Origin of the sequence: Streptomyces sp. NPDC098789, from assembly GCF_044759975.1 — a bacterium.
Lineage (GTDB): Bacteria > Actinomycetota > Actinomycetes > Streptomycetales > Streptomycetaceae > Streptomyces.
Map to the genome: position 1 here is coordinate 118,987 of NZ_JBIWAJ010000002.1, position 22,109 is coordinate 141,095.

26 protein-coding genes, 1 tRNA gene and 1 riboswitch are annotated in these 22,109 nt (G+C 72.0%); of the genes, 18 read left to right on the plus strand and 9 right to left on the minus strand.

Annotated elements, in window-relative coordinates:
- Positions 1-212: 212 nt before the first annotated feature.
- Entirely contained in the window at positions 213-1,511 is a 1,299-nt protein-coding gene (locus ACIQWR_RS04775) for a PTS transporter subunit EIIC (protein ID WP_404005152.1), read from the minus strand.
- Positions 1,512-1,703: 192 nt separating this feature from the next.
- On the opposite strand from ACIQWR_RS04775, the gene ACIQWR_RS04780 reads away from it, so the two are divergent.
- From ACIQWR_RS04780 to rdgB, 4 genes are all read left to right on the plus strand, one after another.
- On the plus strand, positions 1,704-1,997 hold the full coding sequence (locus ACIQWR_RS04780; protein WP_404005756.1) for a glucose PTS transporter subunit EIIB: 294 nt from the start codon (positions 1,704-1,706) through the stop codon (positions 1,995-1,997).
- A 130-nt stretch (positions 1,998-2,127) separates the two neighbouring features.
- Positions 2,128-2,853, plus strand: a complete 726-nt coding sequence (gene rph, locus ACIQWR_RS04785; RefSeq protein WP_399267039.1) for a ribonuclease PH — start codon at positions 2,128-2,130, stop codon at positions 2,851-2,853.
- A gap of 109 nt (positions 2,854-2,962) precedes the next feature.
- Positions 2,963-3,349 (plus strand): hypothetical protein, encoded by a 387-nt coding sequence (locus ACIQWR_RS04790; protein ID WP_399267038.1) that lies wholly within the window; start codon positions 2,963-2,965, stop codon positions 3,347-3,349.
- A 42-nt stretch (positions 3,350-3,391) separates the two neighbouring features.
- The gene (rdgB, locus tag ACIQWR_RS04795) at positions 3,392-4,024 is read left to right on the plus strand and encodes an RdgB/HAM1 family non-canonical purine NTP pyrophosphatase (protein ID WP_399267037.1); all 633 of its coding nucleotides are present in this window, start codon (positions 3,392-3,394) and stop codon (positions 4,022-4,024) included.
- A 45-nt stretch (positions 4,025-4,069) separates the two neighbouring features.
- On the opposite strand, the gene ACIQWR_RS04800 is transcribed toward rdgB, so the two are convergent.
- The 4 genes from ACIQWR_RS04800 to bcp form a co-directional block, all read right to left on the minus strand.
- Positions 4,070-4,147 (minus strand) — tRNA-Leu (locus ACIQWR_RS04800).
- A 55-nt stretch (positions 4,148-4,202) separates the two neighbouring features.
- Entirely contained in the window at positions 4,203-4,862 is a 660-nt protein-coding gene (locus ACIQWR_RS04805) for an HNH endonuclease (protein ID WP_404005155.1), read from the minus strand.
- Positions 4,859-5,497 (minus strand): HNH endonuclease signature motif containing protein, encoded by a 639-nt coding sequence (locus ACIQWR_RS04810; RefSeq protein ID WP_404005157.1) that lies wholly within the window; start codon positions 5,495-5,497, stop codon positions 4,859-4,861. Before ACIQWR_RS04810 ends, ACIQWR_RS04805 begins: the two co-directional genes overlap by 4 nt.
- A gap of 158 nt (positions 5,498-5,655) precedes the next feature.
- Positions 5,656-6,123, minus strand: a complete 468-nt coding sequence (gene bcp / locus ACIQWR_RS04815) for a thioredoxin-dependent thiol peroxidase (RefSeq protein WP_399267034.1) — start codon at positions 6,121-6,123, stop codon at positions 5,656-5,658.
- A gap of 112 nt (positions 6,124-6,235) precedes the next feature.
- Here bcp and ACIQWR_RS04820 point away from each other — a divergent pair, with 112 nt between their 5' ends.
- The 3 genes from ACIQWR_RS04820 (at position 6,236) to ACIQWR_RS04830 (ending at position 7,408) form a co-directional block, all read left to right on the plus strand.
- The gene (locus ACIQWR_RS04820) at positions 6,236-6,556 is read left to right on the plus strand and encodes a DUF3618 domain-containing protein (protein WP_399267033.1); all 321 of its coding nucleotides are present in this window, start codon (positions 6,236-6,238) and stop codon (positions 6,554-6,556) included.
- Positions 6,557-6,578: 22 nt separating this feature from the next.
- Positions 6,579-6,923 carry a co-chaperone GroES gene (locus ACIQWR_RS04825; RefSeq protein WP_354382545.1) on the plus strand — a complete coding sequence of 115 codons (345 nt, stop codon included), beginning with the start codon at positions 6,579-6,581 and terminating at the stop codon, positions 6,921-6,923.
- A gap of 62 nt (positions 6,924-6,985) precedes the next feature.
- Positions 6,986-7,056: riboswitch (guanidine-III (ykkC-III) riboswitch) on the plus strand.
- Positions 7,057-7,087: 31 nt separating this feature from the next.
- Complete coding sequence (locus tag ACIQWR_RS04830; protein ID WP_328298869.1) at positions 7,088-7,408, plus strand: multidrug efflux SMR transporter; 321 nt, start codon at positions 7,088-7,090, stop codon at positions 7,406-7,408.
- Between the two features lie 8 nt (positions 7,409-7,416).
- On the opposite strand, the gene ACIQWR_RS04835 is transcribed toward ACIQWR_RS04830, so the two are convergent.
- Positions 7,417-10,086, minus strand: coding sequence for a transglycosylase domain-containing protein (locus ACIQWR_RS04835; RefSeq protein WP_404005159.1), 2,670 nt, complete (start codon positions 10,084-10,086; stop codon positions 7,417-7,419).
- A 156-nt stretch (positions 10,087-10,242) separates the two neighbouring features.
- Here ACIQWR_RS04835 and ACIQWR_RS04840 point away from each other — a divergent pair, with 156 nt between their 5' ends.
- The 5 genes from ACIQWR_RS04840 (at position 10,243) to ACIQWR_RS04860 (ending at position 15,200) form a co-directional block, all read left to right on the plus strand.
- Positions 10,243-11,076: an ABC transporter permease gene (locus ACIQWR_RS04840; protein ID WP_404005160.1), complete on the plus strand. Its 834-nt coding sequence runs from the start codon at positions 10,243-10,245 to the stop codon at positions 11,074-11,076.
- 82 nt (positions 11,077-11,158) lie between these two features.
- Positions 11,159-11,923 (plus strand): ABC transporter permease, encoded by a 765-nt coding sequence (locus tag ACIQWR_RS04845; protein ID WP_404005757.1) that lies wholly within the window; start codon positions 11,159-11,161, stop codon positions 11,921-11,923.
- Between the two features lie 62 nt (positions 11,924-11,985).
- The gene (locus ACIQWR_RS04850) at positions 11,986-12,951 is read left to right on the plus strand and encodes an ATP-binding cassette domain-containing protein (protein WP_404005162.1); all 966 of its coding nucleotides are present in this window, start codon (positions 11,986-11,988) and stop codon (positions 12,949-12,951) included.
- Between the two features lie 76 nt (positions 12,952-13,027).
- Positions 13,028-13,711: a DUF1707 domain-containing protein gene (locus ACIQWR_RS04855; protein WP_404005163.1), complete on the plus strand. Its 684-nt coding sequence runs from the start codon at positions 13,028-13,030 to the stop codon at positions 13,709-13,711.
- A 109-nt stretch (positions 13,712-13,820) separates the two neighbouring features.
- Entirely contained in the window at positions 13,821-15,200 is a 1,380-nt protein-coding gene (locus ACIQWR_RS04860) for a DUF445 domain-containing protein (protein ID WP_404005165.1), read from the plus strand.
- Between the two features lie 167 nt (positions 15,201-15,367).
- On the opposite strand, the gene ACIQWR_RS04865 is transcribed toward ACIQWR_RS04860, so the two are convergent.
- Together ACIQWR_RS04865 and ACIQWR_RS04870 are read right to left on the minus strand one after the other, a co-directional pair.
- Entirely contained in the window at positions 15,368-15,667 is a 300-nt protein-coding gene (locus ACIQWR_RS04865) for a hypothetical protein (RefSeq protein WP_404005167.1), read from the minus strand.
- A gap of 219 nt (positions 15,668-15,886) precedes the next feature.
- On the minus strand, positions 15,887-16,051 hold the full coding sequence (locus ACIQWR_RS04870) for a hypothetical protein (protein WP_354382538.1): 165 nt from the start codon (positions 16,049-16,051) through the stop codon (positions 15,887-15,889).
- 216 nt (positions 16,052-16,267) lie between these two features.
- On the opposite strand from ACIQWR_RS04870, the gene ACIQWR_RS04875 reads away from it, so the two are divergent.
- Both ACIQWR_RS04875 and ACIQWR_RS04880 read left to right on the plus strand, forming a co-directional pair.
- Complete coding sequence (locus ACIQWR_RS04875) at positions 16,268-16,825, plus strand: GNAT family N-acetyltransferase (RefSeq protein WP_404005169.1); 558 nt, start codon at positions 16,268-16,270, stop codon at positions 16,823-16,825.
- A 68-nt stretch (positions 16,826-16,893) separates the two neighbouring features.
- Positions 16,894-17,931 (plus strand): hypothetical protein, encoded by a 1,038-nt coding sequence (locus ACIQWR_RS04880; protein WP_404005170.1) that lies wholly within the window; start codon positions 16,894-16,896, stop codon positions 17,929-17,931.
- 17 nt (positions 17,932-17,948) lie between these two features.
- Here the strand turns inward: ACIQWR_RS04880 and ACIQWR_RS04885 are convergent, their stop codons facing one another.
- Positions 17,949-18,953: a hypothetical protein gene (locus ACIQWR_RS04885; RefSeq protein WP_404005172.1), complete on the minus strand. Its 1,005-nt coding sequence runs from the start codon at positions 18,951-18,953 to the stop codon at positions 17,949-17,951.
- A 47-nt stretch (positions 18,954-19,000) separates the two neighbouring features.
- On the opposite strand from ACIQWR_RS04885, the gene ACIQWR_RS04890 reads away from it, so the two are divergent.
- The 4 genes from ACIQWR_RS04890 to ACIQWR_RS04905 all read left to right on the plus strand — a co-directional run bounded on the left by ACIQWR_RS04890 (position 19,001) and on the right by ACIQWR_RS04905 (position 22,029).
- On the plus strand, positions 19,001-19,879 hold the full coding sequence (locus ACIQWR_RS04890) for a class E sortase (RefSeq protein WP_404005174.1): 879 nt from the start codon (positions 19,001-19,003) through the stop codon (positions 19,877-19,879).
- A 76-nt stretch (positions 19,880-19,955) separates the two neighbouring features.
- Entirely contained in the window at positions 19,956-20,141 is a 186-nt protein-coding gene (locus ACIQWR_RS04895; protein ID WP_354382533.1) for a DUF3311 domain-containing protein, read from the plus strand.
- Positions 20,142-20,179: 38 nt separating this feature from the next.
- Complete coding sequence (locus ACIQWR_RS04900) at positions 20,180-21,664, plus strand: sodium:solute symporter (protein WP_404005758.1); 1,485 nt, start codon at positions 20,180-20,182, stop codon at positions 21,662-21,664.
- A gap of 53 nt (positions 21,665-21,717) precedes the next feature.
- On the plus strand, positions 21,718-22,029 hold the full coding sequence (locus ACIQWR_RS04905; RefSeq protein ID WP_399267021.1) for a DUF6412 domain-containing protein: 312 nt from the start codon (positions 21,718-21,720) through the stop codon (positions 22,027-22,029).
- Positions 22,030-22,109 lie beyond the last annotated feature (80 nt).

A 22,109-nucleotide genomic window follows, 5' to 3' on the forward strand; every position in this document is an offset into this window, starting at 1 on the left:
AGTGGTGTAGACCAGTTGTAGCACGGTGAGGTCTGCGTAAGGAACCCACCAATTCCGTGGCGGCAGACACATCTGGACATGAACGACAAAGGCCCCCGGACCCGAGGGGTCCGAAGGCCTTCGTGCCCGGGACGGAAGGCCATCCGTCCCGTTTGGTGCTCTATGTCGCGCGGCGACTCGCGCGGTGCGCGGCGGTGCGTGGCCGCGCCGCGCTACTTGATGTTGTCCAGCTCCATCTGCGCGATCTCCTCGTCCGACTCCCGGCCCGGTGTCGCGAGATTGAACTTCGTGATGGCGAAGCGGAAGACGACGTAGTAGACCACCGCGAAGCAGAGGCCGATCGGAATGATCATCCACGGCTTGGTGGCGAGGTTCCAGTTCAGCAGGTAGTCGATCAGGCCCGCCGAGAAGCTGAAGCCGTCGTGCACCCCCAGCGCCCAGGTGACCGCCATCGACACGCCCGTCAGCACGGCGTGGATCGCGTACAGCAGCGGCGCGATGAACAGGAAGGAGTACTCCAGCGGCTCGGTGATGCCGGTGACGAAGGACGTCAGGCCCACCGACAGCATCAGCCCGCCCACCTGCTTGCGCCGGGCGGGCTTCGCGCAGTGCGTGATCGCCAGCGCCGCCGCGGGCAGCGCGAACATCATGATGGGGAAGAAGCCGGACAGGAACTGTCCCGCCTTCGGGTCGCCCGCCAGGAACATCGCGATGTCGCCGTGGACCACCTGGCCGTCCGGCTTGGTGAAGCTGCCGAACTGGAACCACACCGGCACGTTCAGGAACTGGTGCAGGCCGATCACCAACAGCGCGCGGTTCGCGACGCCGAAGATCCCGGCGCCCCACGAGCCGAGCCCCACCAGCCAGTCCGAGAAGCTCTCCAGCGCGTCGCCGATCGCCGGCCAGATCCCCAGGCAGATCACGGCGAACGCGATCGCGACGAAGGCCATGATGATCGGGACGAGCCGGCGGCCGTTGAAGAAGCCGAGCCAGTCGACCAGCTTCACCCGGTGGTAGCGCTGCCAGAACCACGCGGCCAGCAGGCCCATGACGATGCCGCCGAAGACCCCCGGGTTCTGGAAGGTGTACTCCGCGAAGGAGTCGCCCTGCCCCAGGCAGCCGCCCCCGATGTCCTTGGTGCCCTCCGGGCACGACTTGGGGAAGGCGTGCAGGACGCCCCGGTAGACGAGGAAGCCGACGACCGCCGCGAGGGCGGTCGATCCGTCGGCCTTCTTGGCCATGCCGATGGCCACGCCGATGCAGAAGAGGAGGGGCAGGCCCAGGTCGGAGTTGAGCAGGGCGCCGCCCGCGCTCGCCATCACCTTGGCGACGTCCGTCCAGCCCAGCCCGGTCTTGCCGAAGACGTCGTCCTGGCCGAGTCGGTTGAGGAGGCCGGCCGCGGGGAGGACGGCGATCGGCAGCTGGAGGCTGCGGCCCATCTTCTGGAGCCCCTGGAAAATGCCGTTCCACCACTTCTGCTGCGGCACTGCTGCGGCGCTGCTCGCGCTCATCGGCGTCCTCCCTGGCCGGCCGTCGGAGCGGCCCGTTTTTGGCAGTTGCGACACTTGCGGCACACTGGTGTAGACCACTTCCGGCGCGGTCGCGTCCAGGCTGATGCTGATCGTTATGATTCGGCATATACCGGACATGTGCCCACGTAAATGGGCCAACCGTGCCAAGCGTGAGCTACCGTGACAGAGCGGATGCTCACGCGGAGTGTGCGTCGCCGAGACTCGTTCTTCGTAGAACTCAGGGAGAAACAGATGGCCACCAAGGCTGAGAAGATCGTCGCCGGGCTCGGCGGTATCGAGAACATCGAAGAGGTCGAGGGCTGCATCACGCGCCTGCGCACCGAGGTCATCGACCCGAGCAAGGTCGACGAGGCCGCGCTGAAGGCCGCCGGCGCCCACGGCGTCGTCAAGATGGGCACCGCGATCCAGGTCGTCATCGGCACCGACGCCGACCCGATCGCCGCCGACATCGAAGACATGATGTGAGCTGAGCCCACCCGGCTCGCACACCCCGGCCGCCCCGGCGGCCGCACACGAAAGACCCCGTCCGGCCGTACCGGGCGGGGTCTTTCGCGCAGCGCCGTGGGGCGGGCGCGCACCGGCTAGGCTCGGAGCCATGTCTCGCATCGACGGCCGTACGCCCGAACAGCTCCGCCCGGTCACCATCGAACGCGGATGGAGCAAGCACGCCGAGGGCTCCGTCCTCATCTCCTACGGCGACACCAAGGTCTTCTGCACCGCCTCCTTCAGCGAAGGCGTCCCGCGCTGGCGCAAGGGCAGCGGCGAAGGCTGGGTCACCTCCGAGTACTCGATGCTGCCCCGCTCGACCAACACCCGCGGCGACCGCGAGTCCGTACGCGGCAAGATCGGCGGCCGCACCCACGAGATCTCCCGCCTCATCGGCCGCTCGCTGCGCGCCGTCATCGACTACAAGGCCCTCGGCGAGAACACCATCGTCCTGGACTGCGACGTCCTCCAGGCCGACGGCGGCACCCGCACCGCGGCCATCACCGGCGCCTACGTCGCCCTCGCCGACGCCATCGCCTGGGGCCAGCAGAAGAAGCTGATCAAGGCCGGCCGCAAGCCGCTCACCGGCACCGTCGCCGCCGTCAGCGTCGGCATCGTCGACGGCGAGCCGCTGCTCGACCTCTGCTACGAGGAAGACGTCCGCGCCGAGACCGACATGAACGTCGTCTGCACCGGCGACGGCCGCTTCGTCGAGGTCCAGGGCACCGCCGAGGGCCAGCCCTTCGACCGCAAGGAACTCAACGCCCTGCTCGACCTCGCCGCGGGCGGCTGCGCCGACCTGGAGGCCATCCAGCGCGGCGCCCTGGAGCTGTAGCGACCGAGCTGTAGCAACCGCGGGGCGCGGTCCCGCGTCATGACGAGTACGGGCGCACGGTGTCAAAGCCGTGCGCCCGTCCACGTATCCGGCCACCGGGGGAGCCCGCATGTCCCAGTACCGTCGCCTGTCCGCCGTCCTGCTGGCGGCCGCGCTCGCCGTGCCCGCCCTGACCTCCTGCGACGCGATCTCCACGGCGATGGACTGCGCGAACACGGCGGTGGCCATCACGGACGGCGCGAACGACCTCCAGCAGGCCGTCTCCCAGGCGGGCAACAGCCCCCAGGACGCCCAGAACGCGCTCAACCAGATCGAGCAGAACCTGAAGAAGGTCGGCGACCAGACCGGCAACGCCGACCTCGGCAAGGCGGTCGACTCCATGACCAAGGCCGTCCAGAACGTCCGCACCTCCATAGAGAGCGGCAACAAGGCCCCGGACATCACCCCGGTCGCCGACGCCGCCAAGGAGATCTCGAAGGTCTGCACCCCCGGCTAGGCCGCCTTCTGATCGCATCCGGGCCGACGGGATAATGAGGACATGACCTCCACGCCCACCACGCCCCCGGCCCGCCCCCGCCTGATCCTGGCCACCCGCAACGCGGGCAAGGTCACCGAACTGCGGGCCATCCTGTCCGACGCCGGCCTGCCGCACGAGCTGGTCGGCGCGGACGCGTACCCGCAGATCCCCGACGTCAAGGAAACCGGCGTCACCTTCGCCGAGAACGCCCTGCTCAAGGCCCACGCCCTGGCGCAGGCCACCGGGCTCCCGGCCGTCGCCGACGACTCCGGGCTCTGCGTGGACGTGCTGAACGGCGCCCCCGGCATCTTCTCGGCCCGCTGGGCCGGCACCCACGGCGACGACCAAGCCAACCTGGACCTCCTGCTGGCCCAGCTCGGCGACATCGGCGACGAGCACCGCGCGGCCCACTTCGCCTGCGCCGCCGCCCTCGCCCTCCCGGACGGCACCGAACGCGTCGTCGAGGGCCGCCTCCTGGGCACCCTGCGCCACACCCCCGCCGGCACCGGCGGCTTCGGCTACGACCCGATCCTCCAGCCGCTGGGCGAGTCCCGCACCTGCGCCGAACTGACGGCGGCGGAGAAGAACGCCATCTCCCACCGAGGCCAGGCCTTCCGCGCGCTCGCGCCGGTGGTCCGGGAACTCCTGGGCTGACGCGATGAGGCGGGCCCCCCGGAAGGGGGGCCCGCCTCATTTACGTGGTACGCCCGATCGGATTCGAACCGACATACATGACCACCTAAAGATCACCGCTCAAGCCTGTTGGCGTACGGGCGCATGCCAGACACACTCTACTGCCGAGTGTGCTGTGGCGGGAGCGGATTCCCGACCTCTAGTGGACGCGCCGACCGCCCCTGCACCAGGTGCTGGTCACCGCGTGGCAGTTCGGGCAGAGCAGTCGCAGGTTCTCGCGACGGTCGTCCTTCCAGTCGCCGTCGATGTGATCGACCTCCAGGGTCATCGGCCGGCCTCGCCATTCCGGGCTTGTGCCGCACTGCGCGCACACGTCAGGAACACCGACCTCGTGCAGGGCTCGTCGGATGAGAACGCTTCTGGTGCGTCGGTCGCGCTCGTGTCGGACGAGGATGTCCGAGGCGGGCCGGGGCGCGATGAATCCCGGCTTGCCGCGTTGATGCGCCTGTCCCAGGAAGTGCGATGTGTCGAGCCCTGCCTCGTGGATCCAGTTCTTCAGAGACGCCCTCCAGGCGAAGGCGTCGGGCCGGCCGAGGTGCCGCAGCGCCTCGGCCAACGACTCCGATGCCGCGACGGCGGCCACCAGGGTCGCCGTGTCCGGCTGTTCGTGGCGTATGTACGTCCGCCGCTTGAAGTGGGAGATGTCGATCCCATAGGCGGCGAACCGGCGCATGAGGTACTGCTTGAGCCGCTGGGGATGTGGCTCGATGCCGTAGTGGGCGATCACCTCGTCGATGTCCTGGCACCGTGTCGCGGCCTCTGCCAGGAGTTCACGGGTGTAGTCGTTGCGCGAGTTCATCGGCGCCCCTTGGCGCGGCCCCGGTACGTGTCCGTGGTGGAGTGGCAGTTGGGGCAGAGCAAGCGCAGATTCTCCGGCCGGTTGTCGCTCCAGTCGCCGTTGATGTGGTCGACCTCCAGCGGCAGGGGACACCCCTGCCACGTGCCGTCGTTCCCGCACTCGTGGCACCGGTTGGGGATGCCCAGCGCCGCGAGCGCGCTCTTGAGCTGTTCGCTCTGCGTGCGGCGTGAATGAGCCTTTTCCTGCTTGACCAGGGTCGTCTCGGCAGTTCGCCGGACCTTGGGCCGTCCTGCTGAGGACGGCAGTTGGAAATGCGACGTATCTATGCCGTACGCCTTCACCCTGCGGCTGATGTGGGTGTGGTGGCCGCCCACCACGTCGAGGCCGAGTCGCCGTAGCACCTCGCACATCGTGGTCGAGGCGGCGACGGCCTCCGAGAGGATCTCCCGGGTCCACTTCACCCCCTCCCGCTCGAAGTGGGTCACCTCCACGCCCAGCTTCCGCATCCGGTCGAACAGGTAGCGTCGCGAGCTGCCCTTCGGGTCCACCCCCAACCGTTTCAGCGCCTCCGTCAGCGTGCGCGACGCGCTTGCCGCCTCCGACAGGCGTTCCTTCGTGTACGGGCTGATCGGCATCCTCGAATCCCTCCGGTTCCGGCCGCGTGTGCGGACCTCGTACGGAGTAACGGGCCGATGGTCGGACGGTTACGGGGGGTTTCGTCCGATGAGCAGAGCGGCCCGCACCCCTGGAAACCGCTGCCGGGGTGCGGGCCGCTCCGCTCGGGGAGGGTGGGTCAGATGCCCAGGTCCTTGATGATCTTGGCTACGTGGCCGGTGGCCTTGACGTTGTAGAAGGCGTGCTCGACCTTGCCCTCCTCGTCCACGACCACCGTGGAGCGGATGACGCCGGTGACGGTCTTGCCGTACAGCTTCTTCTCGCCGTAGGCGCCGTAGGCCGTCAGGACCTCCTTCTCGGGGTCGCCGACCAGGGTGACCTTCAGGTGCTCCTTCTCGCGGAACTTCGCCAGCTTCTCCGACTTGTCGGGGGAGACGCCGATGACGTCGTAGCCGGCCGTGGCCAGCAGGGCGAGGTTGTCGGTGAAGTCGCAGGCCTGCTTCGTGCAGCCCGGGGTGAGGGCCGCCGGGTAGAAGTAGACGATGACCTTGCGGCCCTTGTGGTCGGCGAGCGAGACCTCGTTGCCGTCCGCGTCGGGCAGGGTGAAGGCGGGTGCGGTGTCGCCGGGCTGCAGTCGCTCGCTCATGTCTCAGCAGTCTCCTCGGGAGGGGATCGGTACGGGACGAGACTAAGCTGACAGACTGTTCACGGCGGACTACGCCCCTTACGACCAGGACCACGACGACGGAGGCAGCGCGGTGCCGGAAGCCAGGACCCCCGAGCAGATCGAGGCGGACATCGTCCGCAGGCGCGAGCAGCTCGCCGAGACGCTCGACGAGATCGGCGTGCGCATGCACCCGAAGACGATTGTCGGGGACGCCAAGGCCAAGGTCGCCGGAGCCGTGGACCACACCGCGGGCCGCGCCTTCGTCGCCGTCAACCGGCTCGTCACCGATGTGAAGGGCGGGCTGCGCGACGAGGGCGGGGCCCCGCGCATCGAGCGGATCGTGCCCGTCGCGCTGGTGGCCGTGGCCCTCGTCGGGCTGCTGGCGCTGGGCGCCCGCCGCAAGCGCGCCTGATACGGACGGGTAGGTTCGGGGCGTGAGCGAGAACAGCACCCACGACGACAAGCTGCCCATCCGCATGCTGCACGACCGCGTGCTCGTACGGTCCGACACGCCCGAGGGCGAGCGCCGCTCGGGTGGCGGGATCCTGATCCCGGCGACGGCCGCGGTGGGCAAGCGGCTCGCCTGGGCCGCCGTGGTGGCGGTCGGGCAGAACGTGCGCAGCGTGGAGCCGGGCGACCGGGTGCTGTACGACCCGGAGGACCGGGCCGAGGTCGAGGTGCGCGGGGCGACCTACATCCTGATGCGCGAGCGGGACCTGCACGCCGTGGCCGCGGAGCGGCTGGAAGGCGCTGAGGATTCGACCGGTCTCTACCTCTGAATCCGTCAGGAGCGCGTCGAAGGGCCGGTGACCGAGGTCACCGGCCCTTCGGCCTTTCCTCCCGGGGCCTTTGCTACGGTGGAGGGGATTCCCGACGAGACGCGCCGTACCGGGTCCGACAAGACGACGCACCTGATGTCCGTTCTCGTCCGGAGGTGCCCGTCATGGCATGGATCCTGCTTCTGCTCGCCGGTCTGCTCGAAGTCGGCTGGTCGATCGGCATGAAGTTCACCGAGGGTTTCACCCGGCTGTGGCCCAGTGTGTTCACCGGCGCCGGGATCGTCGCGAGCATGGTGTTGCTGTCCTACGCCGCGAAGACGCTGCCGATCGGTACGGCGTACGGCGTGTGGGTCGGCATCGGCGCGGCCGGGGCGGCGGTGTTGGGAATGGCGGTCCTCGGTGAGCCCGTGACCGCCGCCCGGATCTTCTTCATCTGTCTGCTGCTGGTCGCCGTCGTGGGGCTCAAGGCGACCTCCGGTCACTGACCGGGCGGTCACTGGCCGAACAGGTCCGGGCCCACCGTCGTGCCGCCGCGGTCGCCCTGGGTCGTCGTACCGCCCTGGGTGGCCGCCGTGGTGCCGCCCTGGTCGCCCGCGGTGGTGCCGCCCTGGTCTCCCTGGGTGGTGCCGCCGCGGTTCCCGGAGGTGGTGCCGCCGTTGCTCGGGGTGCCGGTGGTGGTGGTTCCTCCGTTGCTCGGGGTGCCCGTGGTGCCGCCGTTACTGGGGGTGCCGGTGGTGCCTCCGGTGCCGGGGGTTCCGGTGGTGCCGCCGTTGTCGGTGGCCGGGGGGCGGGTGAACGGGGTGTCCGGCGTGACCGGCGGCGGCGGGGGCGGCAGGCCGCCACCGGGCTGGAGGTCCAGGTCGAACTCCTGCGGGTCGCTGCCGGCGAGCGCCGCCTTCGTGTACGCCGCCCAGATCCGGGCCGGGTAGCCGCCGCCGCTGATGCGCGGCTCGCCGAGGGCGCCGTAGAGGGGCTCGGTGGTGCCCTTGTCCGGGTCCTGGCCCATGATCGAGACGACCGTGACCAGGTCCGGGGTGTACGCCGCGAACCAGGCGGCCCGGTCCTGCTCGGCGGTGCCGGTCTTGCCCGCCGCGGGGTGTCCGGCGGCGAGGGCGGCCGTACCCGTTCCGTTGTCGACCACGCTGACCAGCATCGACGTGGTGGTGTCGGCGGCTTCGCGGGTGACGGCTTGGCGCCCGGAGCGGTCCGGGAGGGGGACCGTGTCGTCGCCCTTGGAGATCTTCTCGACGAAGGTGTACGGGGTCTGGCGGCCGTGGTCGGCGAGGGTCGCGTAGGCCTGGGTCATGTCGAGGACGCTGGCCTGCACCGTGCCGAGCGCGATGGCCGGGCCCGCGTCGAAGTTGGGGGTGCTCTCGGGGATGCCGAGGTCGATGGCCGTCTTCTTGACCTTGTCGGTGCCGACGTCGACCGCCATCTGCGCGTACACGGCGTTGACGGAGAGGTCGGTGGCGGTGCGGACGGTGATGTTCCCGAAGGTGGCGTCGTCCTCGTTGGAGGGGGCGAAGGGGATCCGACTGCCGACCACCGGACGCTTGTTGGTCCCGTTGTAGAGGGTGTTCGGGGTGATCGTGCGGCCGTCCTGGGTGCGCGAGTCGTTCTCGACGGCGGAGGTGAAGACGAACGGCTTGAAGGTGGAGGCCACTTGGAAGTCGTGTCGGGTGGCGTTGTTGACGTACTGCTTGGTGTAGTCGATGCCGCCGTAGAGCGCGACGACCTTGCCGGTGGCCGGGTCGATGGAGGCGCCGCCCGCGCGGACGACCCGGTCCGCCTTGTTGGTCTCCGGGTCGAGCTTGCTCAGCATCTGCTTCTGCACGGCGTCGACGAAGGCGTTCTGGCGGCGCTTGTCGATGGTGGTGGTGATGCGGTAGCCGCCTTCGGAGAAGGTCTTGTCGTCGAGGATCTTGCGATCGACGATGTACTCCTTGATCGCCTCGACCAGGTAGCCGCGCTGGCCCGAGAGGCCGGCGGCCGGACGGACCTTGCCGGGCTCGGGGAAGGTGGTGGCGGCCCGTTCGGCCTCGGGCATCCAGCCCTTCTTCACCATGCCGTCGAGCACGTAGTTCCAGCGGGCGAGCGCGCGGGGGCGGCCCTGGGGGTGGGCGACGACGTCGAAGGCGCTGGGGGAGTTGAGCAGGGTGGCCAGGTAGGCGCCCTCGGCGGTGGTCAGCTTGCTGACGTCCTTGCCGTAGTAGGCCTGGGCGGCGGCCTGGATGCCGTAGGCGTTGCGGCCGAAGTAGCTGGTGTTCAGGTAGCCCTCCAGGATGTAGTCCTTGGACTTCTCCCGGCCGAGCTTGATCGCGATGAAGAACTCCTTGGCCTTCCGCTCCACCGTCTGTTCCTGGCCCAGGTAGTAGTTCTTGACGTACTGCTGGGTGATGGTGGAGCCGGACTGGGTGCCCTTGCCGGTCGCCGTGTTCCAGGCGGCGCGCAGCATCGCCTTGGGGTCGACCGCCCGTTCGGAGTAGAAGTCCCGGTCCTCGGCGGCGAGTACGGCCTCCTGGACGCTCCGGGGGATCTCGGAGAGCGAGACGTTGACGCGGTTGACCTCGCCGTCGCGGGCGAGCGGGGAGCCGTCGGAGTACAGGTACACGTTGGACTGGGCGGTGGCCGCGGCGTTGGCGGGCGGGATCTTCACCAGGAGGTAGCCCGCGATCAGGACGCCGCTGATCAGGAGGAGCAGCAGCAGGAACGCGCCGAGCAGCATCCGCCAGGTGGGGAGGGCGCGGCGCCAACCGGTCCGCTTGCGTTTGGGCGGCCGGGGGCCCTTGGGCGGCCGCGAACCCTTGGGCGGGGCGGTGGCCGCCGTTGCCGCTGCCGCTGTGGCTTCCGCGGCGGGGGCGGGCTTCGGCGCGGGCGCGGGCCCGACGGTGGCCGCGGGTGCGGCCTCGGCCTTGGGCGCGGACTCGGGCTCGGGTGCGGGCGCGGACTCGGGCTCGCGTACGGGCGTGGGCTCGGGCTCGGTGGCGGCCTCGGCCTCGGGCTCGGTGGCGGCCGGCTCGGCGGCGGTGGTCTCCGGCTCCGGCTCCGGCTCGGGCGTGGGGGTGGGCGTGGGGGTGGGTACGGCGTCCGGCTCGGCCGGTGGTTCGGCGGGGGTGTCCGGGTCCCGAGGGGTCCAGCCCGGCGGTGGTGACTGGTCGCTCATGTCTCCAGGGCTCCTCGGCGCCATACGAAATATCCGTGTCTGTACCTAATGGTGTCTACCCGATGGCCAATGATTCCGCGCCGGACGGGGGTAATTCCCTCGCGTGGATCGCCCCACCGCACTAAGCTCGCGCGCTTTGGCCGTCGTAGGAACAACGTGCAAACGGAGGAATCGGTGCACCGGACCGCGCACCTCTATGCGGCGATCGCGGCGGGCGGCTTCCGCCGCTACGCCACTTACGGAACGGCGACCGCCGCGGGCGTGTTCACCAACACCGTCTTCGGCTTCATCGTGGCCTACACCTACATCGCGCTGTGGGACCAACGACCGGGCCTCGGCGGCTACGACCAGGCGCAGGCGCTGACCTTCGTCTGGGTCAGCCAGTCGCTGCTCGCCGCGGGCGCGCTCATCGGCGGCGGCTTCCAGGAGGAGATGCAGGAGCGCATCCGAACGGGTGACATCGCCGTCGACCTCTACCGCCCCGCGGACCTCCAGATGTGGTGGTTGGCCGCCGACATGGGGCGGGCCGCCTTCCAGTTGCTGGGGCGCGGGGTGGTCCCGCTGCTCGCCGGGGCGCTCGCCTTCCGGCTCGCGCTGCCCACGGCGCCGGGGCGCTGGCTGCTCTTCCTGGTGTCCGTACTGCTGGGGCTGGTCGTGAGCTTCGCGTTGCGCTACCTGCTGGGGCTGTGCGCCTTCTGGCTGTTGGACGGGTCGGGGATCAACATGATGGCCACCCTCGTCTCGATCTTCTTCTCCGGGATGTTGCTGCCGCTGACCGTCTTCCCCGGCGGGTTCGGCGAGGTGGTCCGGATGCTGCCCTGGAGCGCGATGCTCCAGGTGCCGCTGGACGTGCTGATGGGCAAGCACGCGGGGGTCGCGGGCACGGCGCGGGCGCTCGGCTTCCAGGCCGTGTGGGCGTGCGCGCTGCTGGGCACGGGTCGGCTGGTGCAGTCGGCGGCGACGCGCAAGGTGGTGGTCCAGGGTGGCTGAGTCGGTGCACGTGCTGGGGGAGCGGCTCGGGTTCTGGCGGCAGGCGGGCGCCGGGCTCCGCGGTTACGGCCTGATCGTGGCGATGTGGATCCGCGCGACGATGACCTACCGGAGCTCCTTCCTCATCGCCCTCTTCGGCAACGCGGCCGGGAGCCTGCTGGACTTCGTCGCGATCTCCATCATGTTCCGACACGTCCACGTCCTCGGCGGCTTCACCCTGCCGGAGATCGCCCTGCTGTACGGGTCCAGCTCGGCGTCCTTGGGCCTCGCCGACCTGCTGCTCGGCAATACGGACCGGATCGGGGTCCGGATCCGCGACGGCTCGCTCGACACGATGCTGGTGCGCCCGGTGCCGGTGTTGGCGCAGGTCGCGGCGGACCGGTTCGCGCTGCGGCGGCTCGGCCGGGTGGTGCAGGGGCTGGGGGTGCTGGGCTGGGCGGTGTCGGCGCTGGACGTGGACTGGACGCCGGTCCGGGTGCTGCTGCTGCCGGTGATGGTGCTGGCGGGGGCCGCGATCTTCGGGGCGGTGATGGTGGCGGGGGCGGCGTTCCAGTTCGTCGCCGGTGACGCGGCCGAGGTGCAGAACTCCTTCACCTACGGCGGCAACACGATGCTCCAGTACCCGCCGACGGTCTTCGGCAAGGAGCTGCTGCGCGGGGTGACCTTCGTGGTGCCGCTGGCCTTCGTGAACTGGCTGCCGGCCCTGTACGTGCTGGGGCGGCCCGACCCGCTGGGGCTGCCGGGGTGGCTGGCGTTCGTGAGCCCGCTGGTCGCGGGGCTGGTCCTCGTACCGGCGTCGCTGGCGTGGCGGGCGGGGCTGCGCTCCTACCGGAGCACCGGGAGCTGAGGGGCGTGGATGTGGGTGTGGACGTGGGTGTCGATGCGGACGAGGGAGCGAGGAGCGCAGTGGTGGAACCGCTGATCGAGCTGGTGGACGTACGCAAGGTCTTCGACGTGCGGCGCCGGACCGGCCTGCTGCGTCGGGAGAAGCGGCAGGTCAAGGCCGTGGACGGGATCAGCTTCGGGGTCGCGCGGGGCGAGATGGTCGGCTACATCGGGCCCAACGGGGCCGGGAAGTCCACCACGATCAAGATGCTGACCGGCATCCTGACGCCCACCGGCGGCCGGTTGCGGGTCGCGGGCATCGATCCGGCGCGCGAGCGCACGCGGTTGGCGCACCGGATCGGGGTGGTGTTCGGGCAGCGCACCACGCTGTGGTGGGACCTGCCGCTGAAGGACTCCTACGGGCTGGTGCGCAGGATGTACCGGATCCCGCCGGACCGCTTCCGCCGCAATCTGGAGCGCTGCGTGGAGCAGTTGGACCTCGGTGAGCTGCTCGACGTACCGGTGCGCCAGCTGTCGCTGGGGCAGCGGATGCGCGGGGACATCGCGGCGGCGCTGCTGCACGATCCGGACGTGCTGTACCTGGACGAGCCGACGATCGGGCTCGACGTGGTGAGCAAGGCCAAGGTGCGCGGGTTCCTGCGGGAGCTGAACGGGGAGTCGGGCACCACGGTGCTGCTCACCACCCACGACCTCCAGGACATCGAGCAGTTGTGCGAGCGGGTGATGGTGATCGACCACGGGCGGTTGATGTACGACGGCCCGCTCGACGGACTGCACGCGGCGGGGCCCGCGGGGCGCGGCGAACGGACGCTGGTGGTCGACCTGGAGCGGGACCTGCCGCCGATCGAGGTCGCGGGTGCGCGCGTGGTGAAGGTGGAGGGGCCGCGGCAGTGGCTGGCCTTCCCGGCGGAGGCCTCGGCGGCCCCGCTGGTGGCGGCGGTGGCGGCGGAGTACCCGCTGGTGGACCTGTCGGTGCGGGAGCCGGACATCGAGGACGTGATCGCGCGGATGTACGCGGGGCGGGAGTAGGGGATCGAGGGGGGCGGCGGAGCGGGGGGTCCGTGCCCCCTACGGTTCGGGCGGGCGTCTGCATAGGCTGTGCCGTATGAGTGACGAGCGGCCGGAGAAGCCGTTGCCGGAGCTGCGGGCGTCCGATGCCGACCGGGAGCGGGTGGTGGAGCGCCTGCGCGACGCCGTCGCCGAGGGTCGGCTCGGCATGGACGAGTTCGAGGAGCGGCTGGAAGCGACCTACGCATCGCGCACGTACGGCGAGCTGGAGCCCCTGACCAGCGACCTTCCGGCGCCGGGGCAGGTGGCCGATGGGCCGGTGTCCTTCAGCAAGGCGCCCGCGCCCCGGTCGGGCGCCTCCTCGGGGGAGTCCTGGCCCGCGCGGATCGGCGGCCGGGGCACGTCGTCCTGGGGCGTGGCGATCATGTCCGCCTTCCAGCGCAAGGGTGCGTGGACGGTGCCTCCGCGCTTCTCGGCGGTGGCGTTCTGGGGCGGGGGCGAGATCGATCTGCGCGAGGCCCGTTTCGAGGAGCGCGAGGTGGTGATCACCTGTGTCGCGATCATGGGCGGGATCGAGATCGTCGTACCGCCGGGCGTGCAGGTCGAGGTGAACGGCATCGGGGTGATGGGAGCCTTCGACCACCGGGAGATGGACGTCGCGCCGGAGCCCGGTGCTCCGCGGGTGATCGTGAACGGGTTGGCCTTCTGGGGCGGGGTGGACGTGAAGCAGAAGGCCCGCAAGGTCCCGGGGCTGCGCCGCTCGAAGCGCAAGGAGCTGTAGCGGGGGCGTGCGGGGACGTGCGGGGCGCGGGTCCGGACGGGGCCGCGGCGCGTGAGCGCGGGGACACGCCGGGTGGTGGCGGGAACTCCGCGGCCGCCCCGGGAGTCGGATGCTATGCAGACGTACCGGCGCCCCCGGGGGAAGGCAGGAACCCGTGAACGACACAGGGACGAGCACCGGAGCGCCGCCGACGGCGCCCCGGCCGCCCGTAGCGGCATCCGGTCAGTTCGTCTTCAACGCGGCGGACGAGGAGCGGCAGCGCGGCGTCCGCCGGATGAAGACGACGGCGACCGGCCTGCTGGTCCTGGTCGCGCTGGTCTACGTGCTGGCCAAGTGGGCCCAGCACGCGGGCGGCGCGGGCGGCTGGGCGGGCTACGTGGCGGCCGCGGCCGAGGCGGGCATGGTGGGCGCGCTCGCGGACTGGTTCGCGGTCACCGCGCTCTTCCGGCGCCCGCTCGGCCTGCCCATTCCGCACACCGCGATCATCCCCACGAAGAAGGACCAGCTCGGCGTCTCCCTCGGGGAGTTCGTCGGCGAGAACTTCCTCTCCTCCGACGTCGTCCGTACGCGCCTGCACGCGCTCGGCATCGGCGGCCGGCTCGGTGCCTGGCTGGCCGAGCCCGCGCACGCCGACCGGGTCACCGACGAGCTGGCGACCGCGCTGCGCGGTGCGCTGACGGTGCTGCGCGACTCCGACGTGCAGGCGGTCGTCGGGGAGGCGATCACGCGGCGGGCGGAGAACGCCGAGATCGCGCCGGGCCTCGGCAAGACCCTGGAGCGGATCGTCGCGGACGGCGGGCACCGGCGGGCCGTGGACCTGGTGTGCGTCAAGGCGCACGACTGGCTGGTCACGCACGGCGAGTCGGTGATGGACGCGGTCCAGGGCGGGGCGCCGGGCTGGACCCCGCGGTTCGTGGACCGGAAGATCGGCGACCGGGTCTACAAGGAACTGCTGCGGTTCGTCACGGAGATGCGCGACATGCCGGAGCACCCGGCGCGCGGTGCGGTGGACCGGTTCCTGAGCGATTTCGCGGCCGACCTCCAGTCGGACACGGACACCCGCGCCCGGGTGGAGCGGCTCAAGTCCGAGGTCCTGGCGCGCGGGGAGGTCCAGGACGTCATCGCGTCGGCCTGGTCGGCGGTGCGCACGATGATCCTGTCGGCGGCGCAGGACGAGCAGAGCGAACTGCGCCTGCGCGTGCGGGCGTCCTTGATCTCGCTCGGCTCGCGGCTGGCCACGGACGGCCGCTTGCAGGCGAAGGTGGAGGGGTGGATCGAGGGCGCGGTGGTGTACGTCGTGACGACCTACCGGACGGAGATCACCTCGCTGATCACGGACACGGTGGCGGGCTGGGACGCGGAGCACACCTCGCGCAAGATCGAGGCCCACATCGGCCGCGACCTGCAGTTCATCCGGATCAACGGCACGGTGGTGGGAGCCCTGGCGGGCCTGGCGATCTACACGGTCAGCCGAGCGCTGGGGGCGTAGCGGAACCGGTGGCCCGGCGGCCGGGGGCTGCCGACCGGCGCCGCCCGGTTCAGCCCCGCCGGAGGCTGTACCGACCTTCGGCGGGCCGCCGGCCGGCGTGGCCGGGGCTGCCGACCGGGGGCGCCGGGGTCACCGTCCGGGGTCGGCGCCCCGGGGACCGCCGGGGCTCAGTCGCGGTCGGCCACGGTCCAGGACGCGGCGGCCACGACGGCGGCCACGCTGAGGACCGCGGGCCAGGCGCCGATCTTCTTGGCCAGCGGGTGCGATCCGGCGAAGCCGGCGACGTACAGCGCGCCGAGTCCGGCCGCGGCCGGGGCGCCCGCGCGCCGGTGCCATTCGCGCCCGGCGGCGATCCCGGCCGCGCCGAGCACGATCCCGCCCAGGGGCCGCTTGCGCGTCCACCGCGCGACGGCGTAGCCGCCGACCAGCCCTGCCGCGGCCACCACCGAGGTCGGTACCTGTGCCATGTCCATTCCCTCCGCCGTACGGACGTCCTACGCTTCGAACGATCCTCCGACGAGGTTAGGGGATGTCTGACGGATGTCCGCGGCGTCGCGGTGTCCGGCACGCACTCTCGCCGCACCGACCGGAAACCCGAGTACGTCCAGTACGCGGGCTTCCGGTCGGCACGCCGAGAGCACGCACCGGACACCGCTCCTTCCCCGCGCACATCCGACAGACACCCCCTAACGCGACCGCCGCGCGAAGCGACGGGCACCCACGGCGCCGAGCAACAGCACGGCCCCGCCCACGACGCCGTGCGGGACGCCGGGCGGCAGCATGGCGACCACGCCCAGCACCAGGAAGAACGCCAGCGCACACGCGCCGAGTCCACGCAGGAATCCGTCCACCAACACCCCTACAGCCACCGTCGGTCACGGTCTCCGGACGGGCCGCGCCACCGTGACAACGCCCCACAGCGGCCCTTGACACGGCGACACGGTGGATCTGCCGGGAACTGCCGGGAACCTCCCGATCGAGGCATGCGCCACACCAGGCAACCGCGGGGGCGTAGATTCGCTCTCCGCAGGAGAGAAACCCCCCAACCACCCCAGGAGCGGACAACCGTGATCTGCTACGGACCGGCCGTCCTCGACCTGACGGACGAACTGGTCGACACCTACGCCGACGTCTTCTCGGGACCGCCGTGGAACGAAGGTGAAGAAACCATTCGCCAGTTCGCGTCCCGGCTCCAGTCCGACACCCGCCGCCGCGGCTTCCGCACCGCCTTCGCCCAGACCGCCCACGGCATCGACGGCTTCGCCACCGCCTGGCTGACCCGCGCCCCCTTCCCCGCCGACCGCGGCTACGCGCAGGTCAGCGCCCAGCTCGGGGCCGCCCGCGTCCGCCGGCTGCTGGTCGACGCCCTCGAAGTGGACGAACTCGCCGTGCGCCGCCACGCCCGCGGCCAGGGCACGGGCCGGGCCCTGCTCGCGGAGATCACCGCCGACGCCCCCGAGGGGCGCGCCTGGCTGCTCACCGCCCGCGCCGCCACCGACACCGTCGCGACCTACCGCCGCCTCGGCTGGCACGAGGTCACCCCGCTGCCCGGCACCGAGAACGCGGTGATCGTCTTCCTCTCTCCCGACCACCCGGAAGCGGCGACGGCCTCAGCGGCTGCCTGAGGCCGGGGGCGGGCCGCGCCAGGTCCGGCCCCAGGCGTGCCGGCGCGACCGGCGGGCATATCGCGGGCATGATCACGCACTCCAGCGCCCACGTCCCCGTCTCCGCCCCCGCCACCGCCCGGGCCGTCGCCCCGCTCGCGCGCCGTCAGCTGAACCTCGTGACCGCCCACCAGCTCAGGGCCGCCCGGGTGCCGTCCGCCACGGTCGCCGGCCGCACCCGACCCGGTGGACCCTGGCAGCGGCTGCTGCCCCGCGTCTACCTCCTGCAGACCGGGCCGCCGGACGAGCGCCAACGCGCCCTCTCCGCCGTCCTGTACGCCGCCGGGCCCGCCGGTGGCGATCCCCTCGGCGGCGGTGCGGCGGCGCTCACCGGTGGAGCCGCCCTGGCGCTGATCGGCGTACGCGGTGCCCCGCCGACCCCGCTGGACGTCCTGGTCCGGGCCCCGCGCACGGTCGCGCCCGTTCCCGGGGTCCGGCCGCTGACCACCGCGCGCTGGCCGGCCACGATCACGGTGTCCGGGATCCCGAGCGCCCGCCCGCTGCGGGCCGCCGCCGACTTCGCGGCCCGGGCCGAGGACCCCGACCTGGTCCGCTCGGTCCTGGCGAACGTGGTCCAGGCCGGCTGGTGCCACCCGCAGGACCTGCACGGCGAACTCCGCGCCGCGCGCGCCCTGGCCCGACCCGCGGTGCGGGGCGCGGCGGCCGAGCTGGTGGCCGGGGTCCGCTCCATCGCCGAGGCCCGGGCCCGCGACGCCCTGACGGCCACGGACCTACCGGCCCCGCTGTGGAACGCCCGGCTGTACACGCCGGACGGGGCCTTCCTGGCGAGCCCGGACGCGTACTGGCCGGACGAGGGCGTGGCCCTGGAGATCGACTCGGCGGAGTACCACTACGCCCGGGACTCCTGGCACGCGACCCTGCGGCGCCGGCTCCGACTGGAGGCGCACGGCGTCCTCGTGGTCAGCGCCACCCCGTCGATGGTCCGCGACGCCCCCGCCGAGGTGGTCGCGGCCCTGCGCGCCCTCCTCGGGCTCGCCGCCCACCGCCCCGCCCCGCCCGCGGCCACGGCACGCGGCCACGAGCAGCTGCGGCTGCCCTTCGGCTGAACCGGGCGGGCGCGGGGTCAGAGCAGCGGGCCGCCGTGGCAGGTGGCGTACGGCTTGGTCGAGGCGCACCAGCAGGGGGTGGTGGGGGACGGGGGCCAGGGGGTGGCCTTGCCGCGGGCGGCGAGGGTGGTGGCGTACTCGGCCAGGAGGCTGGGGGAGGCCGGGGAGGTCTTCTCGGAGGCGGCGAACGCCTCGAAGGAGGGGACGCTCGCCGTGACGATGCCGAGGTTCGTGGTGCCCGAAGCGGCCAGGGCGCGCAGGGACGTCTCGATGTCCGTCAGGTGCGCGGCGTGCGAGGGGTACTCGCTGGCCAGGGTCGGGTAGGACGCGAGGAGCTCGGCCAGCTCCTGGAGCGGCCAGTGCAGCAGGGCCACCGGGAAGGGCCGGGAGAGCGCGGCGCGGCGGTCGCCGAGCTCGGCGCGCAGGCGGGCGATCTCGGCGCGCAGCTCGGCCGGGTCGTCGGAGCCCAGGGCCCAGATGCGCTTGGGGTCGTGGAGTTCGTCGAGCGGGATCGGGCCGGTGTGGCGGGTGTCGGCGACCATGTCCCAGTCGTCGTGGGCCAGCCCCAGGAGCCGGCGGACGCGGTGGCGGCCGGTGAGGAGGGCCGTGGTGGAGGTGGTGAGGGGTTCTTCGTCCGTGATGAGCAGCTGGGCGGCCTGGGTGAAGCATTCGTGGGAGGCGTCCAGTTCGTCGTGGGCCTCCAGGGTCTCGGCGATGACCTCCCACGGCGCCGGGTCGTCGGGGGCGGCCGCGCGGATGCCGGAGATCAGGGCGCGGGCCTCTGCCTCGTGCCCGTACTCCCACAGGTTCGCGGCCTGGAGGGCCTTGATCAGGTGGGTGTTGACCGGTGCGGCGGACAGCAGTTGGTCGTAGAGCGCGCTCGCCCGTTCGCGTACGTCGGCCAGTTCGAGGTGGGCCGCGGCTTGGAGGAGCAGCGGCTCCTGGTCCTCGGGGTAGCGGTTCGCCGTGCGGATGAGGCGCTCGGCTTCGGCGATGTGCTCGGCAGGCGTGTCGGGGCGCATGGTTCACACCGTACTGCCGCTGGTCAGTTGGCGGGGCAGGTCTTAAGGTGCGGCCCGTGCGGGATCACATACCTGTGGTGGTGCAGGGCAGCGGTCGGCGGGCACGGCGCGTGGGGATCGCGCGGGTGCTGTGGACCTGTGCCGAACTGACCACCACGGTGGGGCTGGTGGTGTTGTTGCTGGTGGTGCACCAGGTGTGGTGGACGAACCGGGAGGCCGTGGCGGCGGCGCGGGACCAGGTGCGGGCCCTGGAGCGGTCCTGGGACGGTTCCGGCCCGATCGGCTCCGGTTCTGCTGGAGGCGACGCCGGGGACGACGCCGGGGACGCCGGGGGCGATCTCGCCGGGGCGGACGCGGACCCGGGTGCGGGCGCGGACTCGGGGTCCGCCGCGCCGACCGCCGGCCCCGGCACCCCGACCGCCCGCCCCGTGCGCCCGCCCGCCGCGGGGCAGGCGGGGCGGACGGGGTCCGCGGCGGCTCCGGCCGCGTCGCAGGCGTACGCCGTGCTGCGGATCCCGCGGCTGGGGCTGGTCGTGCCCGTCGCGCAGGGGGTGTCCAAGGCCGCGGTGCTCGACAAGGGGTACGCCGGGCACTACCCGGAGACCGCGCAGCCCGGGGCGCGGGGGAACTTCGCGCTCGCGGGGCACCGCAACACGCACGGGGAGCCCTTCCGGTACGTCAACCGCCTGCGGGCCGGGGACGAGATCCAGGTCGAGACGCAGGGCAGGCGGTACACGTACGTCGTGGACAAGGTGCTCCCGGAGACGACCGAGCGGGACTCCGGGGTGATCGCGCCGGTGCCGCGGAGCGTGGTGAAGCCCGACTACGGGTACGCCGAGCCGGGGGCGTACATCACCCTGACGACCTGCACGCCCGAGTACACCTCGAAGTACCGGCTCGTGGTGTGGGGGAAGTTGAAGGGCTGACCGCGGCGACGGGGCCGCCCGCGCGCGGGGCGGTGCGCCGGAGACGATCTACCGTGGAGCGGTGCGTCCGAAACGAGTGAAACGTCCTCAGCTGGTGTGGCTCGCCACGCCCTTCGTGCTCTTCCTCGGGGCGCTCCCCCTGGTCAACCGGGTGGAGCCGCTCCTCTTCGGGCGGGTGCCCTTCCTGCTCGTGTGGTGCGTGGGGGCGACGCTGGTCACCCCGCTCGCCGTCTGGCTGGCCTGGCGGGGTGACCACCGGTGAGCGCGGCGGCGGTGGCCACCTCCGTCTTCGCCGTGTTCATGGTGGGGACCGTCGCGCTCGGCCTGTACGCGGTGCGCGGCCGCGGGGGAGCCGGGGGCGGGGGCGGCGGGCTCGCCGAGTGGTCGGTGGGCGGCCGGTCGCTGGGCACCGTCTTCATCTGGGTGCTGATGGCGGGCGAGGGCTACACCAGCTTCAGCTACCTGGGCGCGGCGGGCTGGGGCTACAACTACGGCGCGCCCGTGATGTACGTCGTCGCCTACATGTCGTGCGGCTACGCGGTCGGGTACGTCGTCGGGCCCCTGCTGTGGGACTACGCGCGCCGGCACGCCCTGGTCGGGATCTCGGACATGGTCGCGCACCGGTACGGCCGCCCGTGGCTCGGCGCGGCGGTCGCGGTGCTGGCGACGGTGTTCCTGCTGCCGTACATCCAGCTCCAGATCACCGGGATGGGGGTGGTGGTCTCCACGGTGACCTACGGGGCGGTCCCGCTGGAGTGGGCCTACTTCGTGGCGTTCGCCGTCACCACCGGCTTCGTGGTGGTCAGCGGGCTGCGCGGGAGCGCGTGGGTGTCGGTGCTCAAGGACGTGCTGGTGATCGCGACGCTGGGCTTCCTCGCGGTGTACGTGCCGGTGCACTACTTCGGCGGGTACGGGGAGCTGTTCGACCGGCTGGTCGCGGAGCGGCCCGATTGGCTCACCCTCCCCGGGCACGGGGGCGGGAGCGGCGGTGCGGGCGGGAGCGGGCTCGGGACGGGGTGGTTCGTGTCCACCTCCGTGCTCAACGCGCTGACCGTGGTGATCTTCCCGACGACCGTGGCGGGCTACCTGGGGGCGCGTGACGCCGACGCGCTCCGGCGCAACGCGATCCTGTTGCCCGCCTACAACGTGCTGCTCTTCGTCCCGATGCTGCTGGGGATGGCCGCGCTGTTCGTGGTGCCGGGGCTGACCGGTGCGGGCTCCAACCTCGCGCTGTTCGAGCTGGTCGTCGACGCGTTGCCCGCGTGGGCGGTGGGGGTGATCGGCGTCGCGGCGGCGCTGTCGTCGATCGTGCCGATGGCGGTGTTCATGCTGGTGATCGGGACGATGTGGGGGCGCAGCGTGTTGTCGCTGGTGCCGCGCTGGAGTGCGGCGGAGCGGCAGAAGCCGGCTTCGCAGGTGGTCGTGGTGGTCGCCGGGACGCTGGCCCTGGTGATGACGTACACCGTGCCGAACACCCTGGTGCGGCTCTCGCTCATCTCCTACGAGGGGATGGCGCAGTTGGTGCCGATGCTGTTGCTGGGGCTGGTGTGGCGGCGGTTGACCCTGACCGCGGCGGTGAGCGGGCTGGTGGTGGGGGTCGTGGCCGTCTGCGTGCTCGTCTTCACGGGCCACGACCCGGTGTGGGGGGTGAACGCGGGGATGGTCGCGCTCGCGCTGAACCTGACGGTCGCCCTGGCGGTGGCGTGGCTCGGGCCGCGGGAGCGCGACGGGCGGCCGGACGCGGAGGTGTTGGCCGCCGACCCGCTTGTCAGCGGGGGAGGTTAGGCTGGTCGGGTAGTGGGTCAAGACATCGGGGCGAGGTGAAGGGGGTGGGTCGTATGGCGCGTGTCCGTGGGCTGTTGAGCGTCGTCCTGCTCACCGGTCTCCTCACACTGCTCCTGGGTTACTCCCTCGGGGAGGGCGGGCTGGGCGCCGCCGTCGCCTTCGCGGCCACGGCCGCCGTCGGCGCCGCGGTGACGGGATGCGCGGCGCTGCTCGCCCGGTGCACCCCACCCGTACCCCGCACCCGCATACGCACCGCGATCCGTGATCGCGAGCAGCGCACGGCCTTCCTGCCGCAGCGCGATCCCGACGCCTCCGGCCGCTCGCGGCCCCGGGCGCCCGGGCGGTCCGTCCTGACGGCCGCGTAGGGGCGTTCCCCGGGTCCATCGCGACCCCCGCGGCGCCCCCGCACGGCTCGTCACGCCGAAATGCACCTGACGCATCTTTC

Excerpts from the sequence above, each read along its gene's own strand:
- ACIQWR_RS04845 (WP_404005757.1), top strand. The coding sequence starts at position 11,159 with ATGTGGATCCGCGCGACGATGACCTACCGGAGCTCCTTCCTCATCGCC.
- ACIQWR_RS04860 (WP_404005165.1), top strand. The coding sequence starts at position 13,821 with ATGCTATGCAGACGTACCGGCGCCCCCGGGGGAAGGCAGGAACCCGTG.
- ACIQWR_RS04780 (WP_404005756.1), top strand. The coding sequence starts at position 1,704 with ATGCTCACGCGGAGTGTGCGTCGCCGAGACTCGTTCTTCGTAGAACTC.
- ACIQWR_RS04855 (WP_404005163.1), top strand. The coding sequence starts at position 13,028 with ATGAGTGACGAGCGGCCGGAGAAGCCGTTGCCGGAGCTGCGGGCGTCC.
- ACIQWR_RS04900 (WP_404005758.1), top strand. The coding sequence starts at position 20,180 with ATGGTGGGGACCGTCGCGCTCGGCCTGTACGCGGTGCGCGGCCGCGGG.
- ACIQWR_RS04830 (WP_328298869.1), top strand. The coding sequence starts at position 7,088 with ATGGCATGGATCCTGCTTCTGCTCGCCGGTCTGCTCGAAGTCGGCTGG.
- bcp (WP_399267034.1), bottom strand. The coding sequence starts at position 6,123 with ATGAGCGAGCGACTGCAGCCCGGCGACACCGCACCCGCCTTCACCCTG.
- rph (WP_399267039.1), top strand. The coding sequence starts at position 2,128 with ATGTCTCGCATCGACGGCCGTACGCCCGAACAGCTCCGCCCGGTCACC.
- ACIQWR_RS04865 (WP_404005167.1), bottom strand. The coding sequence starts at position 15,667 with ATGGCACAGGTACCGACCTCGGTGGTGGCCGCGGCAGGGCTGGTCGGC.
- rdgB (WP_399267037.1), top strand. The coding sequence starts at position 3,392 with ATGACCTCCACGCCCACCACGCCCCCGGCCCGCCCCCGCCTGATCCTG.
- ACIQWR_RS04790 (WP_399267038.1), top strand. The coding sequence starts at position 2,963 with ATGTCCCAGTACCGTCGCCTGTCCGCCGTCCTGCTGGCGGCCGCGCTC.
- ACIQWR_RS04885 (WP_404005172.1), bottom strand. The coding sequence starts at position 18,953 with ATGCGCCCCGACACGCCTGCCGAGCACATCGCCGAAGCCGAGCGCCTC.
- ACIQWR_RS04805 (WP_404005155.1), bottom strand. The coding sequence starts at position 4,862 with ATGAACTCGCGCAACGACTACACCCGTGAACTCCTGGCAGAGGCCGCG.
- ACIQWR_RS04775 (WP_404005152.1), bottom strand. The coding sequence starts at position 1,511 with ATGAGCGCGAGCAGCGCCGCAGCAGTGCCGCAGCAGAAGTGGTGGAAC.
- ACIQWR_RS04835 (WP_404005159.1), bottom strand. The coding sequence starts at position 10,086 with ATGAGCGACCAGTCACCACCGCCGGGCTGGACCCCTCGGGACCCGGAC.
- ACIQWR_RS04880 (WP_404005170.1), top strand. The coding sequence starts at position 16,894 with ATGATCACGCACTCCAGCGCCCACGTCCCCGTCTCCGCCCCCGCCACC.
- ACIQWR_RS04905 (WP_399267021.1), top strand. The coding sequence starts at position 21,718 with ATGGCGCGTGTCCGTGGGCTGTTGAGCGTCGTCCTGCTCACCGGTCTC.
- ACIQWR_RS04810 (WP_404005157.1), bottom strand. The coding sequence starts at position 5,497 with ATGCCGATCAGCCCGTACACGAAGGAACGCCTGTCGGAGGCGGCAAGC.